The organism is Chamaesiphon sp. VAR_48_metabat_403 (assembly GCF_031422475.1).
Taxonomy (GTDB): Bacteria; Cyanobacteriota; Cyanobacteriia; order Cyanobacteriales; family Chamaesiphonaceae; genus Chamaesiphon.
This window is the reverse complement of record NZ_JANPLS010000321.1, coordinates 1-15,805: the sequence shown is the minus strand read 5'-3', so window position 1 is coordinate 15,805 and position 15,805 is coordinate 1. Positions and strand designations below refer to the sequence as shown.

Annotated in this window: 15 protein-coding genes and 1 pseudogene; 5 read left to right on the top strand and 11 right to left on the bottom strand. The window is 45.5% G+C overall.

What is annotated here, in order from left to right; genetic code table 11:
* On the top strand, nt 1-2,032 hold a 2,032-nt coding region (locus RMO79_RS15585), incomplete at its 5' end, for a type II CAAX prenyl endopeptidase Rce1 family protein (protein ID WP_310484094.1).
* Between the two features lie 107 nt (nt 2,033-2,139).
* Here the strand turns inward: RMO79_RS15585 and RMO79_RS15580 are convergent.
* The 4 genes and pseudogenes from RMO79_RS15580 to RMO79_RS15560 all read right to left on the bottom strand — a co-directional run bounded on the left by RMO79_RS15580 (nt 2,140) and on the right by RMO79_RS15560 (nt 7,036).
* Complete coding sequence (locus tag RMO79_RS15580; RefSeq protein WP_310484093.1) at nt 2,140-3,324, bottom strand: NAD(P)H-quinone oxidoreductase subunit H; 1,185 nt, start codon at nt 3,322-3,324, stop codon at nt 2,140-2,142.
* 188 nt (nt 3,325-3,512) lie between these two features.
* Nucleotides 3,513-4,504 (bottom strand): annotated as a pseudogene (locus RMO79_RS24615) (BsuBI/PstI family type II restriction endonuclease).
* Nucleotides 4,505-4,514: 10 nt separating this feature from the next.
* Entirely contained in the window at nt 4,515-6,044 is a 1,530-nt protein-coding gene (locus RMO79_RS15565; RefSeq protein ID WP_310484090.1) for an Eco57I restriction-modification methylase domain-containing protein, read from the bottom strand.
* Between the two features lie 83 nt (nt 6,045-6,127).
* Nucleotides 6,128-7,036, bottom strand: a complete 909-nt coding sequence (locus RMO79_RS15560; RefSeq protein WP_310484089.1) for an AraC family transcriptional regulator — start codon at nt 7,034-7,036, stop codon at nt 6,128-6,130.
* A gap of 40 nt (nt 7,037-7,076) precedes the next feature.
* On the opposite strand from RMO79_RS15560, the gene RMO79_RS15555 reads away from it, so the two are divergent.
* The 4 genes from RMO79_RS15555 to RMO79_RS15540 all read left to right on the top strand — a co-directional run bounded on the left by RMO79_RS15555 (nt 7,077) and on the right by RMO79_RS15540 (nt 12,089).
* Entirely contained in the window at nt 7,077-7,457 is a 381-nt protein-coding gene (locus RMO79_RS15555) for a nuclear transport factor 2 family protein (RefSeq protein WP_310484088.1), read from the top strand.
* Nucleotides 7,458-7,474: 17 nt separating this feature from the next.
* Nucleotides 7,475-7,867, top strand: coding sequence for a cupin domain-containing protein (locus tag RMO79_RS15550; RefSeq protein ID WP_310484087.1), 393 nt, complete (start codon nt 7,475-7,477; stop codon nt 7,865-7,867).
* 352 nt (nt 7,868-8,219) lie between these two features.
* Nucleotides 8,220-10,493, top strand: a complete 2,274-nt coding sequence (locus RMO79_RS15545; RefSeq protein WP_310484086.1) for a DUF4139 domain-containing protein — start codon at nt 8,220-8,222, stop codon at nt 10,491-10,493.
* Between the two features lie 3 nt (nt 10,494-10,496).
* The gene (locus tag RMO79_RS15540) at nt 10,497-12,089 is read left to right on the top strand and encodes a mucoidy inhibitor MuiA family protein (RefSeq protein ID WP_310484085.1); all 1,593 of its coding nucleotides are present in this window, start codon (nt 10,497-10,499) and stop codon (nt 12,087-12,089) included.
* 71 nt (nt 12,090-12,160) lie between these two features.
* Here the strand turns inward: RMO79_RS15540 and RMO79_RS15535 are convergent, their stop codons facing one another.
* The 7 genes from RMO79_RS15535 to RMO79_RS15505 form a co-directional block, all read right to left on the bottom strand.
* Nucleotides 12,161-12,616: an EamA family transporter gene (locus RMO79_RS15535; RefSeq protein WP_310484084.1), complete on the bottom strand. Its 456-nt coding sequence runs from the start codon at nt 12,614-12,616 to the stop codon at nt 12,161-12,163.
* 64 nt (nt 12,617-12,680) lie between these two features.
* Nucleotides 12,681-13,100 (bottom strand): VOC family protein, encoded by a 420-nt coding sequence (locus RMO79_RS15530; RefSeq protein WP_310484083.1) that lies wholly within the window; start codon nt 13,098-13,100, stop codon nt 12,681-12,683.
* A 130-nt stretch (nt 13,101-13,230) separates the two neighbouring features.
* Complete coding sequence (locus RMO79_RS15525) at nt 13,231-13,710, bottom strand: GNAT family N-acetyltransferase (RefSeq protein WP_310484082.1); 480 nt, start codon at nt 13,708-13,710, stop codon at nt 13,231-13,233.
* Between the two features lie 4 nt (nt 13,711-13,714).
* Entirely contained in the window at nt 13,715-14,365 is a 651-nt protein-coding gene (locus RMO79_RS15520; RefSeq protein ID WP_310484081.1) for a DUF924 family protein, read from the bottom strand.
* A gap of 1 nt (nt 14,366) precedes the next feature.
* Nucleotides 14,367-15,032 carry a glutathione S-transferase family protein gene (locus tag RMO79_RS15515; RefSeq protein ID WP_310484080.1) on the bottom strand — a complete coding sequence of 222 codons (666 nt, stop codon included), beginning with the start codon at nt 15,030-15,032 and terminating at the stop codon, nt 14,367-14,369.
* Nucleotides 15,033-15,135: 103 nt separating this feature from the next.
* Entirely contained in the window at nt 15,136-15,630 is a 495-nt protein-coding gene (locus tag RMO79_RS15510) for a hypothetical protein (RefSeq protein WP_310484079.1), read from the bottom strand.
* Between the two features lie 31 nt (nt 15,631-15,661).
* A partial coding sequence (locus RMO79_RS15505) for an ester cyclase (protein WP_310484095.1) occupies nt 15,662-15,805 on the bottom strand: 144 nt, incomplete at its 5' end.

Sequence of the window (15,805 nt, the reverse complement as noted above, 5' to 3'; positions counted from 1 at the left end):
AGGGAATATTCATCCGCAGCGACTCAATGGGAGATTGCAGGTGGGCGCGCTTCAGTCGTTGGCGGGTGCGAGAGCGGAAGATGATGTATTGGTGAGATTGACTGGGGTAAATCTGGCGATCGATAGTGGCTCGCAACAGCCGATAATTGAGATCGATCGCGAACCGATTCAGATTGCGGGTAGTTTGACTGGATTAGTTAAAATTCTCGGTACCGATCCGAGTCGGGAAGCAGCTTGTAATGGGGCGAAAACCTGCCTGAATGAATATTTCCGAGTTCGACATTACGATCGCAATTCCCAGAGCTTCAACGGGCAAATCGAGACAATTCGGATTCCCCAGATACCCGCCAAGAAGTCGGGATTATTACCCAGTACGATTCAAGATTTAGCAAAATCGCCTGCGGGCGATCGCGGCTGGTATATTTATGGAGAGCGACTGCGGGGATTATTTACCGTCGCAGCAATTCAACCGCGATCTTTATTTACACTGACACCACAGCGAGAGATTGTTGATGCCGATGAGCAGTTAGACTATCTCAATCGTCAACATTGGCAAAATATATCTAAAGATAAGGGCAACTTCTCGCAAGTTACCTTCAATCGTCGCACGCATGAGTTAGGAGATCGATCGTTAGCAATCCATTTATTCGGCGGGATTGGTGGCAAAAATGGCGATGATTTAGGGATCTGGCAAACTGTTACCGGACATTTCGCCTATGGAATGGGGACGGTAATTCGATCGACATTTACAGGCGAATTAGAGTGGAATGTTGAGTACAATCAAGTTTACGCCCACAACTCTGACGGGATTATTGCAGGGAAACAAGATTGGGCGACGTATATGGGGCATCTCCAGCGTGGCTGGTTGGCGACTCGCCCGGTTGCGGATTTATTAATTAGTTATCCACCCGTGACGGAAGATTACGATTTTGGCGGAATTAAAATTTCGCCGCTGACGGAATTAGAGCGACAATTACAGATTGCTGGCGCGCGTTATCGCACGGGCGACGGTACGGGAAGTGCGAGTGTCACGCCTGCGACATCTTGCGTACAAGATGCCAATCAAGCTTTATATGTCACCATTCGCCAGTTAAATAGTCAAGTTCGATCGCAACCGCAGATTCAAGCCTGGATTACAGCTCATCCCCAACATCCTCAAACGCTCAGATTTCGAGAGTTACAATCGTTGGGTACAGAGTTAGAAACCACCCTCGCACCTTTAGGCATCGTCCGTCAAGATTGGCAACAAAATGCAGCGAAGTTAGCTGGAATTGATGCCGAGCAGGGGTTTACGAGTAACAGCGATCCGATCTCTGGTTTAATTAGTTGGCAAACGATGTTACCGCGCGGCGCACAGGATGGTATTGCCAAAATCTTCAGTCGGCGGGGGGCAAATATTTGGTTTTTAAATACTTTTCAGGTAGGTGGAGTGCATCCAGATGTATTTCCGATCGCACCTACTATTATATTCGGACAAGTACCCATTTTATCGACTTTAGTAATTAGAATCTGGGCGGGAATCGTCACTTTACCTAGTTTATCTGGTTGGTTATTTACAGGTGGATTATTAGCTAGTTATGCGATAGTATCTTTAGCTATTGGCTTTCGATCGGGCTTCTTGAAATTTCATCTGCATCGAGTTTCATCTTCAGGATTGAGCAAAAGTGTTCGATCGATATTTTATCTTTTCTTCATGCCTGCTCTAGTAGAAGAGTTTATATTTAGACAGTTATTACTTCCCCACCCGATCGAAACACAAACATTTAGAAATATTTATCTGTGGTCGTTTATATCACTAGTTGTATTTATTCTCTATCATCCATTCAATGCCCGGACATTTTATAAATTAGGCGATCCGACATTTATGGATTGGCGATTTTTAACCTTGACGGGTTTATTAGGTGCTGTATGTGCGATCGCTTATTTAACTACTGGCTCAATTTGGTCGTCAGTAATCATCCATTGGGTAGTAGTATCTGCCTGGATCGAGATTTTTGGGGGTAAAGAACGTTTGGATGGGAGTAATAAGTAAGATGAATGGCGGAAGACTTTTAGCGTTTATGACAATACGATCTCATCTTTTTTTGAGTAGCGATCGATCGGTCTTGAATGCCGCGTTCGATCGAAATTAGCTGTAATTTAGCGATCGACCGAACCCATAATGATATCGATACTACCGAGAATCACGACAATATCGGCAACTTTTACCCCTTTGAGCAGATGAGGGAGAATTTGGAGATTATTAAAATCGGCAGCGCGAATTTTCCACCGCCAGGGGAAGATATTATCCTCGCTGATGATAAATATCCCCATCTCGCCTTTACCAGTCTCCACGCGCACGTAATGTTCCCCTGCGGGGATTTTGAAAGTCAGGGCGATTTTCTTACTAATATACTGGTAGTCGAAACCATCCCATTCAGATTTAGCACCCGCAGCTAGACGATTAGCCTCCAAGGATTCATAGGCACCCCCAGGAATTTGGGCGATGGCTTGGCGCAAAATTTTCACTGACTCGCGCATTTCGCCCATTCTGACTCGATATCGCGCCAGACAATCCCCCGCCGTCTCATACTGGACATCCCAATCAAACTCATCGTATCGCTCATAGCGATCGACTTTTCGCAAATCCCACTTTACTCCAGAAGCACGTAACATCGGCCCCGATAAGCCCCAATTAATCGCCATATCCCGGCTAATCGTCCCCACTCCTTCAACCCGCCGCCGAAAGATCGGATTATCGGTAATTAAACGCTCGTATTCATCAACTTTTGGCGCGAAATAATCACAGAAATCCGCACATTTATCCAACCACCCAGAAGGTAAATCTACCGCCACCCCACCGACTCGAAAATAATTATTATTTACCATCCGGTAGCCCGTCGCAGCTTCCCACAGATCGTAAATTAGTTCGCGTTCGCGAAACACATAAAACAACGGCGTACCCGCACCCAAATCCAACATAAATGGCCCCAACCACAGCAGATGATTGGCAATTCGGTTGAGTTCTAGCATAATCATCCGAATATAACTAGCTCGTTTCGGAATCGAAATATTGGCTAACTTTTCCACCGCATTAACAGTTACGGCTTCATTAAACATCCCCGCACCATAATCCCACCGACTGACATAAGGGACGTACATTAAAGTGGTGCGATTTTCGGCTATCTTTTCCATCCCTCGATGTAGATATCCAATGACGGGTTCGCAATCGACAACATCTTCTCCATCGAGCGTCACGATAATCCGAAAACAACCGTGCATGGAGGGATGATGTGGCCCCATATTGAGTACCATCGGCTCTGTCTTGGTTTCAAGCTGTGCCACGATCGCGACCTCCTGTTGCTACAAATACAATCTGTATCCTTAGCTGTCAGTATCGTGCGAATGCTCGCTCTCCGTCTTGTACATTCATCCGATTTTTTGGATATTTTGGCGATCGATCGGGGGGTAGAGAGTAGAGAATTTGCCACATAATTAATTGTTTATGCCGCCGTTCCGCTTGCAAGTGCTTATTATCTGCTTCGATCGTGAGGGCCAAGGAAACGTTCACCATTAAAATGAACTAGATGGTCTGGGTTATCGGCAATCCACACTTCAGTTTCCCATGCAATATCAGCAGCATTTTTGCGAAATTCCGCACGGTCGGGAAACGCTGTTACATACACAAGACCAACCTTACAATCTTTGAAGGCTTCCTCAAGTTCAACCCAACGCTTTGGTGATATGGGGCCATGACTCGTAACCGCTTCAATCAAAAATAGCCATTTCCGCTCTTCGTCATACACTACAACATCTGGCAATTTGTCATGTGACATTGGGGGTACGCCCAAAGATGCCAGGTATTCGGCTTCCAAGAACATTAGCTTTCCGCCTTCTTTTCGACTGCTGGCGGTATCACCAATGTATAACAATCGACCGCCAGCACCGATGAAGCGCGAACAGAACTCGTGAATAATGTCGGCATGAAGCTGGTTATGTTTACCAGGTGATAATGTGATGGTTTCGCCGCTTGGTAAACTAATTGGAATTTTGTGCAGATCGAGCGCGCGTTCATATTGTGCCTTCAATTCAGGCACTGCGTCCTTGTAATCTTGAACTTTCCCCAACCAGCCGCCGTGCCGTGTGGGTATTCCGCTAGAATCTCCAACACTGAATGATTTAATGAATAGTTATTGTCTTTGCTGTTAGTTGGTCGCGTCGGGTCATCTCGGTTTCGATCGACAATACGGGCTTGCTCGAATTGATGAAGTGTTTGTCGTCTAATGGTTTCGCGGCTATTCGGCTTATAGTCCATTCCATATTCATTACGGATGAATTCCATGATATTCACAGTTGGCAACAGCGGAGCTGTTGATGAACTCCAGTCATCTAAAGGTTTTATATTAGCTAGTGCCAAAAAGACCCATGCAGATCGGTCGTTACACTGTGCTTTTGGTAGCCCCAAAGCAGTCAACAATGCTTTTGCTTCATTTAATTTTTCTTTTTGTTGAGCCGTAAATTCCAAATTTCACCTCTTATATTGAGTCCACTACACCAAGCACTGAGTTCACGATTAGATCGATTTTAGCCGTTTCAAAAAACTTCAGCTTGTGTGTTCGATCGCCGATTTCTTTCACTCGATCGCGAGATGGAAATTTCATTACCCTAATTTCAGTAGCATTTACTTGTGTATTTCCTGAAATGCACCTGAAATAATTGTCCATGAATGATGAATTAAAAATAGTCGCAAGACCATAGGCTTCAACAGTAGATAATTCATCACCTAATACACCGATATAATTTGTCTTGTTTCCAAACCCAATCCACTCACAAAAGTGCATATTTGCTAGGTGAATGCCAGCGACCAATCGCCGCTTTTCATCTTTGGAAGAAAAACGTTTGAGCAACACATAAGTACTATTTATCATGGTATGTTTTTGATGGTCTTTGTTAAGCTTAAAGGATACATCTTTCTTATGATTACCTACCCAAGTTGCTATTAACGGTGTCACGTTATGTGGGCGATAAAGCGGAACTGTATTTTCTGCGCTAGTGTCTTCGGTAATATATTGGCGGGCGCGATGTTCGACCACACGACCAGTCGAAATAAAATATCCAGCAGCTTCAAAAGTTGTTTCTAAAGTTTCAGCCTGCTTCAAAATTCCAGCAGCATAAGCTGATTCAGGAATTCTAATTAATCGTAGATCGTTTGAATAATCGACTATCGAATGAACGGGATAATGTTTTTCATCAGCATATTTGATGCTGGCATCGCAGTCACTCGATCTAACTGTTATAGTATCGGCATTACTACCTTTAACGAAATAGCAAATAATATTTTCTTGAAGCACCGCTGAATCATCAGTCTTAAACACTTTGTCTCGATGTTTGAAAATATGAATTAAGCTCAGTGCTGATTCAGTTAACAAGTATTTGCGTAAACCCTTGAAATATAGTCCATTTGTGAAACTGCGAGGTGTTATCGTTACCATCTGTCCACCACTTTTCATGCAAGCCATTACAACGGCCATAAATGAAGCATATATATTCGGATCGCCATGATAAAGATCGGCAACCGCCTTAGCATAAGGTGAATCTTTTGCACTATATTTAAAATATGGCGGGTTTATTACCGATACATCAAAGGGCTGAATATTTTTTTCTTTATCTGGTCTAGCAAGTACAAAGTCTTCACAAAAAATTTCATAAGTGAAGGTTGCTAGTCGATCTCCAAACTTTCGCTGAATGATATTTAGCGTTTGTTCGAGGCTGTCAACTGCCTCACGATCGAGTTCATATAGTACAGCATGAACAATTTTACAACCCATCTCTAAGCAATGCAGAGCAGTAGAAGCAGTTAATGTACCAGTTCCTGCGCCAGCATCCAGAATGCGAATAGTCTTACTTTTGGGCTTGACAACCACAGATGCCATGTAATCAGACACCGCAGATCCCGTGAAGAACTGCCCCAATGTCTTCCTACTTTCCAATGATTTAGATCTGAGAAACGTACTTTGAAGGCTAATAATATCGTCTCTTGGTTCTATAAGTGCTTGCCGATTCAATTATTTTTACCCTTGCCTATATGTCTCGTACATTATAAATATTATCTCTCATTTGACTTAATTACAGACCAAAGTTGGGTGATTCAAACTTGGCTGACAAAAGCTTTGGGAGTAATGCCTTCCAACCGCTTGAAATGGCGATGAAAATGACTCTGATCCACAAATCCCACCATCTTTGCTACTCCCGCAATACTCAATCCCCCTTGACGTAATAATTGTTTTCCTCGATCGATCCGACATCTTAAAATATACTGATGAGGCGAAAATCCGGTCGATTGTTTGAAGAGTTGGGAAAAGTAGTGCGGACTCAATTGAACTAGTTGAGCTAGTTCATGCAAGCTGAGATCGCGACTGAGATAAGTATCGATATATTCTACGACTCGTTCTAGTTGAGCTGGAGCTAATCCACCGTCATAGGTGGGGAGGGCATAATTCTGGACGGAATAATGCTGTAACAGGTGCATTGTCAGCGCATCGAGCATCGATTCGGCATAGAGCCGACTCAGACAGCCAGGATGTTCGAGGGCGTGTTTGAGGGAGATGCCGATGCGATCGATCGTCGGATCTGTAGTTGCGAAGTGGGGAATCAATTCTAATGAATCGCGATCGAGTGTTAAATTAAGTGTATCCAGGATGGCTTGTGGCTCCAATCCGACGACGATTGCACCGCCACCGCGATTCCACTCAGCATAATGCCAAGTATCCGCTGGAATGACCACCGTATCCCCGCGCTTGACTATTTCGCGGCGTAATTTACCATCGATCCAGCGTTCGGTAGTGACTGGAGCGGGTAAATCGATAAAAATGCCCAAACCGTGCTGTTTGGATATAATATTCGGTGTCGTTCCTGGTGGAAAATAGTCGTAAGCGACGAGCAGATCGTCTAATTGAGCAGAGATACTGCTAATTAATGGAGATCGGTCGAAAATTTGCTGGTATGCAGCTTCCCCTGACGCTTTAAAATCTACAATCGTCGATGGTCGATCGGACATAAATTCCTCACTCCGCATTTCAACTTTTAAGGAGTAAAATATGATAACCACTCAAGCTCAAATCATCGAACTAGAAGAGCGACTCAGACAAGCAATGCTGCGTTCTGATGTCGTCGAATTAGATGCCTTAATTGCTCCCGAACTGTTGTTTACAAATCATCTGGGGCAACTTGTTAGCAAACGTGACGACCTTGATGCTCACAGCTCTAGACAATTCAAGTTTACCGAACTTACACCATCAGAACGACAGATTCAACTCAATGATGGGTTTGCAGTTATTTCTGTTTTAATGCACATAGTCGGTAGTTATGAAGATACCTCAGTCGAGCAAGACATTCGATTTACCCGTGTTTGGGCGATTTCGACTAGTGGCTCGATCCAAATTATCGCAGGTCACACGAGTGCAATTCCACCACACTGATATTCAAATGAGGTGATATGCCAAAATCGACGATCGAGTATTGGAATCCATTAATTCAAGCAAGTAAAAACCTGTGGAAACCGCTCCCAGAGCTTGCAGGAATGGTCGAAGAACTGACTCTGAGCATAGATACCGAAACTGGTGAATACACCCGTCTAACTCGATTTTATGCTGGTGCTGATACGACTGCTTTCGGTGCCAAAAGTCATGCCTATCCTGAAGAGATTTTAATTATCAGCGGTCGTCTTTACGATCTAACTTTCGACATGTGGCTAGAAACCGGACATTACGCCAGCAGACCACCTGGAGAGATTCACGGGCCATTCACAACCGATCTTGGTTGTGTAGTGTTGGAGATATCTTTTCCCGTTGGCGTAGCCTCTCCTGCGGAGAATCGAGTCCAGGCATAACCGACAGCGACGATCTCCGATCCTCGCGATCGACAACCGGATCGAGAAACTGTTGTGCCACATTAGCAGAATACGGCTCAAGTTAAGTTAAATGAGGTAGATTTGTGGAATCGCTCATTCAATCATACTTACGAGTTGCCGATGAAGCCTAAGTGCGGATTTATCAGCGTGCAGGTTTTGCAGAGATCGGTAAAATTCTCCATATCTCGCGGGGGAGGGCGGGTTTATGCTAGCCAATACCGATTGTACTATTCGACATTGAACGAACCCGCCCTCCTCCACCAGAAGATCTCAAATGGATTCTATAATGAATTCAAGAAAACAGGACAAGATTTGTTAAAGCATAAAATTTATGTCAATTGCCCAGCTTGCCTCCAAAATCGAAAAAGTTAAAGTTTATTCCGAAGGCTCCACGGTAAGGCGGTTGGCAAGTCTGTCAGAGATCGCAAGGCAAATCGATCGCGTCACTGATAATATCGAAGTCGAGATCGTGGGATTACCACTGGCTCTGGATGATGTGAGTGTTCGGGTGCGGGTGGATAATGGCATCAACACAGATGACAATTTAATTGTTACAGATGTGCGGGTGGGGTTGAGTGTCCCAGCACCTGTGGAAGTGCCCCAATCGGATTTAGAAACATCCATCCAAATTGCAAAAGCGGATGTCGATCGCTTAAACGATCTCCACAGTGTAATTGTGCTGGAAATGGCGGCTTTAAATGTGTTGAATGTACCCGATCGACCGATCGGCGAAGAGGGCAAAGCACCACCAATTTCACCGACGGGGGCGCGGGTAGCATTAGCAAATTTTAAGGACGAGCAGCAGCAATTACGCATCAAAGAAAAGCGCGAACTCGATCTTCAATTGCGAACAGCAATGGAAAATCTTGCCGATTTAAAGCAGCAACAACTCCTTGCTTCAAATGCAAATGTTGCCAAAGAAAATGAATTACGCAAAACTATTATCGCTAGTTTGCAAATTAGCGATCGCCAAGCAGCATCTTTACCCGTACCAGATAATCTGCAACTGATTGTGGAATATTTTGTGCAAGGTGCAAAATGGACACCCACTTATGTTTGTCGGCTCAATAGTGCCACTAATACGGCAGCGATCGCCTTACGTGCTTTAATTTGTCAACGTACTGGCGAGGATTGGTCGGGTGTACAGATCGAGCTTTCAACCGCTACGCCAACGGGTTGGTGTGAGTTACCAGAATTACCTTCTTTACGATTAGGTCGATCGCAAACATTAGCATCTAAAAAAGCTTGGCGCAATCCGCCGAAAGGTGCAGAGATGCTGTTTGAAGATTACGATCTTCAAAGACAGATTGCGTATACAGCAATTAGTACTGTTTCAGTTGCTCGAAATCTTCAAATTCCAACTTTACAGCCATTATCAACATTACCGCAATCTATCCTGTTCCAGAAGATTGAAAATTTAAAAACAGCCGCAATTTCGGACGATCGTCAACGATTGGAAATGTTTTGTTCCAGCCCTGAAGAAGCAGGCATTTTGCTAGAAGTTGATGCAGAGTTGGAGGAACTTAAAAAATCTATGTGGGAATCTAACGTTAGCATGGGTGGATCGGCTCCTGCTCCAGCAAGAATGGCAGCAAGATCTGTTAGGCTGGAATCAATGGCTCCTCCAGGAGCTATGCCTGAAGCAGCGGCTCCTGCACAAAGTTCTACTCTTTTCGCTCGAGTAAGTGCAATAAACCGAGTCATCTTCGATCCTCTCCAAGAGATTAAGAACTATGGGCTGATGCGATTGGGCGATCCTATTAATACATCAAAACGTGGAAAACTAAGTTTACCCGATCTAAAAACGATCTATTTGGAATCCCTGAAGCGATCTGAAATTACAGTTAATTTCGATCTAGCCGAAGTTTTGGAACAAGCGTTAAGTCTGGCTGTTTGTCAGCACATTGATTCACTTACGGATGCGACGATGCGGAGAATGGCAAAAACAAAAACTTTTGACTTTGCTTATGTTGGGACTGGAAGAGTTGATATTCCCTCCGATGGGCAGTTTCATTCAGTTGCATTGCTCGAAGAAAATGCCGAGATCGATTTGCGGTATATCGTCGTCCCCCGTGAAGATACCAATGTTTTTCGGATTGCTCAACTTCGCAATCCATTGCGATCGCCATTGTTAGGCGGATCTACGGATGTCTATGTTGATGGCGAATACATTCTCTCAACGCGCATTAATACAGTGCCACCCAAGGGACAAATGGAGCTAGGCTTAGGCGTGGAACAATCGATTAAAGTGGCGCGGAATACTTCTTTTGAAGAAGTACGATCGGGTGAAAGTTTGGTCGCCTTTAACGAATTGCGTCATAGCATTCAGATTGCGATCGCCAATCGACTAGGACGAGCTGCCAAAATCGAAGTGCGCGAACGGATTCCGGTGCCACAAGCTGATGTGAAAGTAGATGTGACGGTTACACAGGTTGCACCAGCATGGGAAAAATACGAACAGCAAGAGCGCAATGCTGTCATTCAAGGCGGCTATCGTTGGCAAATCGACGTTCCCGCAGGTGGTGAAACAAAATTAACCGCCGATTATACAATTAAGACCTTTGTGGACAACGAGCTAGTTAACGGTAATCGGCGAGAGGAATAGAAGATGATATCGACAGAAATTCAGACCCTAGATCTAAATGCTCCGGTTACAACCGTGACGCTGCTCGAAGATCGCGCTCAAATCCAACGCATGACGAAGGTAAGTCTAACGGCGGGGCTTTGGCGCGTTCATGTTGTTAAAGTCGCTCCGATCCTCTCTGATAAGTCTCTCCGTGCTGAATTTAATAATCGTCCATCTGGTGCGAGGGTTAATGATGTCCGCGTGCGCCGACGGATGTTAATTAAAGAATCCGACCGATCGGGTTTATTTGAAGAGTTAAAAACTCAATGGCGATCGCAATTCGATCGATACAATATCCTCACTGAAGATCGCCAACAACTCGAAGACCAGTTTCAACAAATCGGCATAATTTTGGCAAAAGCATTGGCAGAACTACCCATCGATGCGGCTTGGGGACAAGTCGATCCGCTGGCATGGCGATCGCAATTACAGCCACTATTTCAAAAAATGCGGGAGGCGCGGAGCGAAATTCTCAGTACTTACCATGCACAGGAACAGTTACAATCGGCGATCGAACGGCTGGTAAACCGTATTCAAGCTGAATCTAGACCCGATCGGATTTTTATCGCTCAGATCGAAGCGGATTTAGAGATCGCCGAAACTGGAGAATATGAACTAGCCTTTGATTATGTCGCTCCCAATGCCTTCTGGCGACCCTATCATCAAGCCCAATTGCAAATGGGCGAAAATTCGCAATTAACCTTCCGTACCGATGGTTGCGTCTGGCAAAATACGGGTGAAGACTGGCTGAATGTAGATTTAGTTTTTTCCACCGCCCGCGCCTCCCTTGGAACTGAGCCACCTTTACTCACCGACGATCTGCTGAATATCCGCGAAAAAGCAAAGAAGATTGCCGTAGAAATGCGCGACCAAACTGTGAAAACAACTGGGCTAGGTGCGGTCACAAGACCAGATACAATTGATTTACCTGGAGTTGATGATGGCGGTGAAGTAAGAACTCTCCGCGCCCCCAAAAAAGCGAATATTCCCTCCGATGGTCATCCCTATCGCGTGCCACTATTTCAGTTTCAATCTTCAGCCGAGATCGAGCATATCCTGATGCCCGAAATGGCTTTAGAAGTCGTTCTCAAAAGCGAACAAACTAATAACGCCACATTCCCAATTTTGGCTGGCCCAGTCGATCTGGTAAAGTCTACAGAATATGTCGGACGGACGACGGTATCTTTTATCGCGCCCCAAGAAAAATTTGCCCTTGGTTGGGGCACCGATGTGAATATGCGAGTCCAGCGCACCCAGAGAGAAAAACGCGAGCAAAATCATCTCACCCAATGGAATACCATTACCAATACTGTCAGCATCTTTCTGTCGAATATTGGTGACGAAACAAGAAAAATTACGATGACCGAGCGAGTTCCAGTCTCAGAATTAGAGAAGGTAAAAATTGAAGTAGTGCAGGATGAAACTAGCGATTCTCTCAAGGAGAGGCTCGGCCAACGCATTCAACCCGATCTCAACGGTTTTTGTAATTGGAATTTACAAATCCCTGCTTATTCCCAAGCAAAAGTTATTCTAGTCTACAAAATTGCTGCTGCGCCTGATGTAGAGGGTCTATAACCCATATCTTACACCAGTTTAAAAATACTCAAAAATCAGTAAATAATATCATCATTGGCGATTACGCCCTCTCATGATGAATTGGCGGCTCTAGCAATCGTTGGCAGAGCCTCGGCTTCGCCGAATCGCAATCCCCAAAAAACTAGAATACTGCCGATCCCAAACCATAGTGAGGGGGTTTCTTGTAGAGCGATCGAGGCAAATAACACCGCAAACATTGGCTCTAGTAGCAATATTGCCATTGTCAGGACGATCTGTAAGCGATAAGCTGCCACTGTGTAACAAAAAAATGGCAACGCAGTAGAAAAGATCCCCAACCCTAACAATACAAAGATTTCCTGTCGTTCGCGCAGCGTCAGCTTTGCTGAATCGATGCTAGTTTCTAGCGATAGGTTGGTGAAGAAAATCGTACATAATAGGAATAAAATACCTCCTAATAAACAAGTCATGAAGACAATATTTATCGATTTAGGCGCAACTTCTCGATCTGTAAAAGTATTAAATAAAGCTGTGTAAAGTGTGACCACGCCAGCCGCACATAACGCTAAACTTCATTGTTTCTCCTTCGAGCGACCTCCGATACAGTGTATTTTACGGAGCCTGTTCTATGGTTAAGCCTATTTCTTGTCCGTAAGATAATTCGAGCGTATGACCGTCTGGATCTCGCAAGAAGGCCCAGTAGCCAATTGGATATCCAGAATCTTTGGGTTCCTGAAGCAGCACCCCTTCCTGTTTTGCCCGATCGCATAGAGCATCGATAAATTCCCGACTTTGACAGCCGACTCCAAGATGTGCCAAGGGAGACAGCACCGACTGTACCGAACTTGTCTGAATCAGCACGATGACAAAAGGACGAGTACGGTCGGAAAGCCAGACCACCGCAACACCTGTTTCTGAATCGATGCGACGATGAATCACCTGCATTTGAGCGTAGACAGCGTAAAACTGAATACTGCAATCGATATCTGTAACGGGGAGTGCGATGTGAGTTAGTCCAAGATCGATCGTCATAGTTTACCTCACGATTTACTTATGTGTGATATTTACGTTCAAACATCGATCGACTCTTTTCAAGCAGTCTAACAAGTCGATCGATCGGTAGCATTCTCTAATATCTCTCAATAGTCGGCTCGATCGATTGTCATGCTACCGCTGATGGAACCCATCTCAAAAAACATCGATTGCCATGCTGTTCCGTAATTTCTGCACCCAATCGATCGTAAAAGTTCAGTCCGCGAGTATTTCGCGCATCAGCAGTCCAAGCAATGTGGGTACAGTCATTTTCTCTAGCAATTTGAGCTAATCGCGCTATTAACGCGGCTCCCGCACCCTGACTTCTCATCCCATCATTCACATAGAGATCGTCAAGCCAAATGCTGGGCTGACCTGCAAATGATGAGTACCTGAATCCATACAGTGCAAAGCCAACTTCGCGCCCCGAACACTCTGCAAACAAAACGTAAGCAAAGGGAATCGTGCCGAACAGTGTTGTGCGGATTTTGTCTTCAGATACTTGCAGCACACCAGAGAACGCACCAATCTGGCAATCGAATTCGGACTTCTGCTGGATAAATGAGAAAATCAGCGATCCATCATCGGGAGTAGCAGGTCGAATTTTCATGGAATTAATGCTGAATGAGAAATTGGGCGAGATCGGGTGGAAATGGTTGCTTGTGTACAAGCTGTTCGATCGCTAAATACTCTAGTTCGGCGGGAGTCGAAATCCGCCCCAGTATATCATTGCGATGGGGGTGACGACTAAACCGAGCGACAACATCGCGCTGGCGACGAGCTTGAGCGGCGGAGAATTCTAGCAACGCTCGATACTCTGGTAGGGACTCATCCACTAAAGCATCTGCCAGTTGGACTGACAGTTCTAAGTGTTGGAGCTGCTCGGAATGACCCAGCGGCAGAAAGAAGAAAGTTTTCTCCCAAGGGGTTTCTAGAGCGGTATAGTGACCGAGTTCGATGCCTGAGAGCGTTAAGGCACGGGCTTTTTCGTCCTGAGCAAATGCTCGATCGGTACCCCGATAGATCGTCCGTGAGAATTGGTCGAGAATCAGAATCAGTGCGAGTCGAGATCGCGGCTCCCGATCCCAATCATCGAGTTCGCCTGCGATCGCGCGTTCTAATAAGGGTGAAAACCGGGCGACGATCTCGGCATCGCCACCGCCGCGAAACCACCAATCCCACTGCCGTACTCGTGCTGTGCGATCGCCATCCGGTAGGCTGGGAAACCAAAACTTTAAAACGTCTTCAACTGCTGTAGTTTTCATATCATGCCTCTCTTGTTTGAATTAGCCGCCCATAGTGTTCGAGATAAAATTCCGGCGAATTGGCGATCGATCGTACCTCTTCCTGCTGGGCTACTGCTGCTTGCCACTCCTGAAGTCGATCTAGTCCAGATGGCAACCCAAAACCTCGGAAATGCTCCAGCACGGCTAATTGCTCGAACCAAGGGTAAAAAGTCAAATCGACCAGACTCAGCCCCGTCCCCAGCCAGTAAGGGGTATTAGCGGGATGTTTACGCAAACCCTCATGCTCCATGAAGAGTAAATGCTCGGTCAGTTCGGTTAATAACGCCGTCGGGTGTGAATCGCGACCGTGTAATATTTTTCCGGTAGTAGCAAACAAGCGGGTATCGGCAAAATTAATCCAAATGCGCGCCTGTGACCGCTGGATTGGCTCGGTGGGGAACAGTGGCGGATTGGGAAAGGTTTCTTCTAGATATTCATTAACGATCGCTGATTCCCAGATGCGGTTATTGTCATGTTTGAGGACGGGTACTTTGCCGTAAGGCGAAATTTCGAGAAAGTTAGCGGGCTTATTTTGGGGGTCGATTTCAATCGACTCAAAGGGAACTCCTTTTGCTTGTAAGGTTAGCCGCACTCGGTGGGCAAAAGGACAAAGAATTGCACTGTAAAGTTGAATTTGAGACATCATAAAATTCCTCGATCGTTTGGATAGAAGTTACTCAGAGATAGGGGCAATTATTACCATTACCTCTGGCAACTAGATCGCCCAAACTCTTTTGGATGGTGATATTTCACGCTGCTATCGGTGGTTGTGCCGCCGCTGCTTGCGCTGCGGCAACCAAAGATTCTGGTAACATAAACGCGAGATATCGATCGACAATTTCTGGTGGTAGCAACTCAATTAGCAATTGATTTTCTACCCATAATTCAATTACATCAAAGTAATTATCACCGCGACGACAATGCACCATCCGCCAGCCTTCACGCTCGCCGATCGATTGAATTCGATCGATGCTGACTGGCACAGAAATAGCGGTATGATTGGCGGTGTAAATCGATGCGGCTAGATTCGGCAGCAGTTGACCTGCTTCATTAGCCGCATTACCAGGGACTAGAGCAGTACCAAACGGATGAACTTCAATCATCGTGCCCTGCGGATCGAAAGCTAGGGCGACGTAGCTATCGAGATGACCGGGAAAAGGAACAGATTGTCCTTGCAATAGTTCTGCTAGCACTTGGCTAACGTGCAGGGGATTGTGTGCGGCGACCGAAATGTGGTGAATCATAAAATTAACTCCATTAAATTTTTTCTGTTGGTTATGCAGCCATTTCTGGTTGCGGAATTAAGCCAAGCTGTTGCATCATCGTCAGATCGTCCCGAATGACCCAAGGCTCGGCTACCTTGCCATCCTGCACCCGCAGGATGTGAATCTGCCGCTGGCAAATTGACTTACCAGTAGG

Coding starts and splice junctions, on each gene's coding strand:
- RMO79_RS15560 (WP_310484089.1), bottom strand. CDS start 7,036: ATGTCCGATCGACCATCGACGATTGTAGATTTTAAAGCGTCAGGGGAA.
- RMO79_RS15555 (WP_310484088.1), top strand. CDS start 7,077: ATGATAACCACTCAAGCTCAAATCATCGAACTAGAAGAGCGACTCAGA.
- RMO79_RS15550 (WP_310484087.1), top strand. CDS start 7,475: ATGCCAAAATCGACGATCGAGTATTGGAATCCATTAATTCAAGCAAGT.
- RMO79_RS15545 (WP_310484086.1), top strand. CDS start 8,220: ATGTCAATTGCCCAGCTTGCCTCCAAAATCGAAAAAGTTAAAGTTTAT.
- RMO79_RS15540 (WP_310484085.1), top strand. CDS start 10,497: ATGATATCGACAGAAATTCAGACCCTAGATCTAAATGCTCCGGTTACA.
- RMO79_RS15530 (WP_310484083.1), bottom strand. CDS start 13,100: ATGACGATCGATCTTGGACTAACTCACATCGCACTCCCCGTTACAGAT.
- RMO79_RS15525 (WP_310484082.1), bottom strand. CDS start 13,710: ATGAAAATTCGACCTGCTACTCCCGATGATGGATCGCTGATTTTCTCA.
- RMO79_RS15520 (WP_310484081.1), bottom strand. CDS start 14,365: ATGAAAACTACAGCAGTTGAAGACGTTTTAAAGTTTTGGTTTCCCAGC.
- RMO79_RS15515 (WP_310484080.1), bottom strand. CDS start 15,032: ATGATGTCTCAAATTCAACTTTACAGTGCAATTCTTTGTCCTTTTGCC.
- RMO79_RS15510 (WP_310484079.1), bottom strand. CDS start 15,630: ATGATTCACCACATTTCGGTCGCCGCACACAATCCCCTGCACGTTAGC.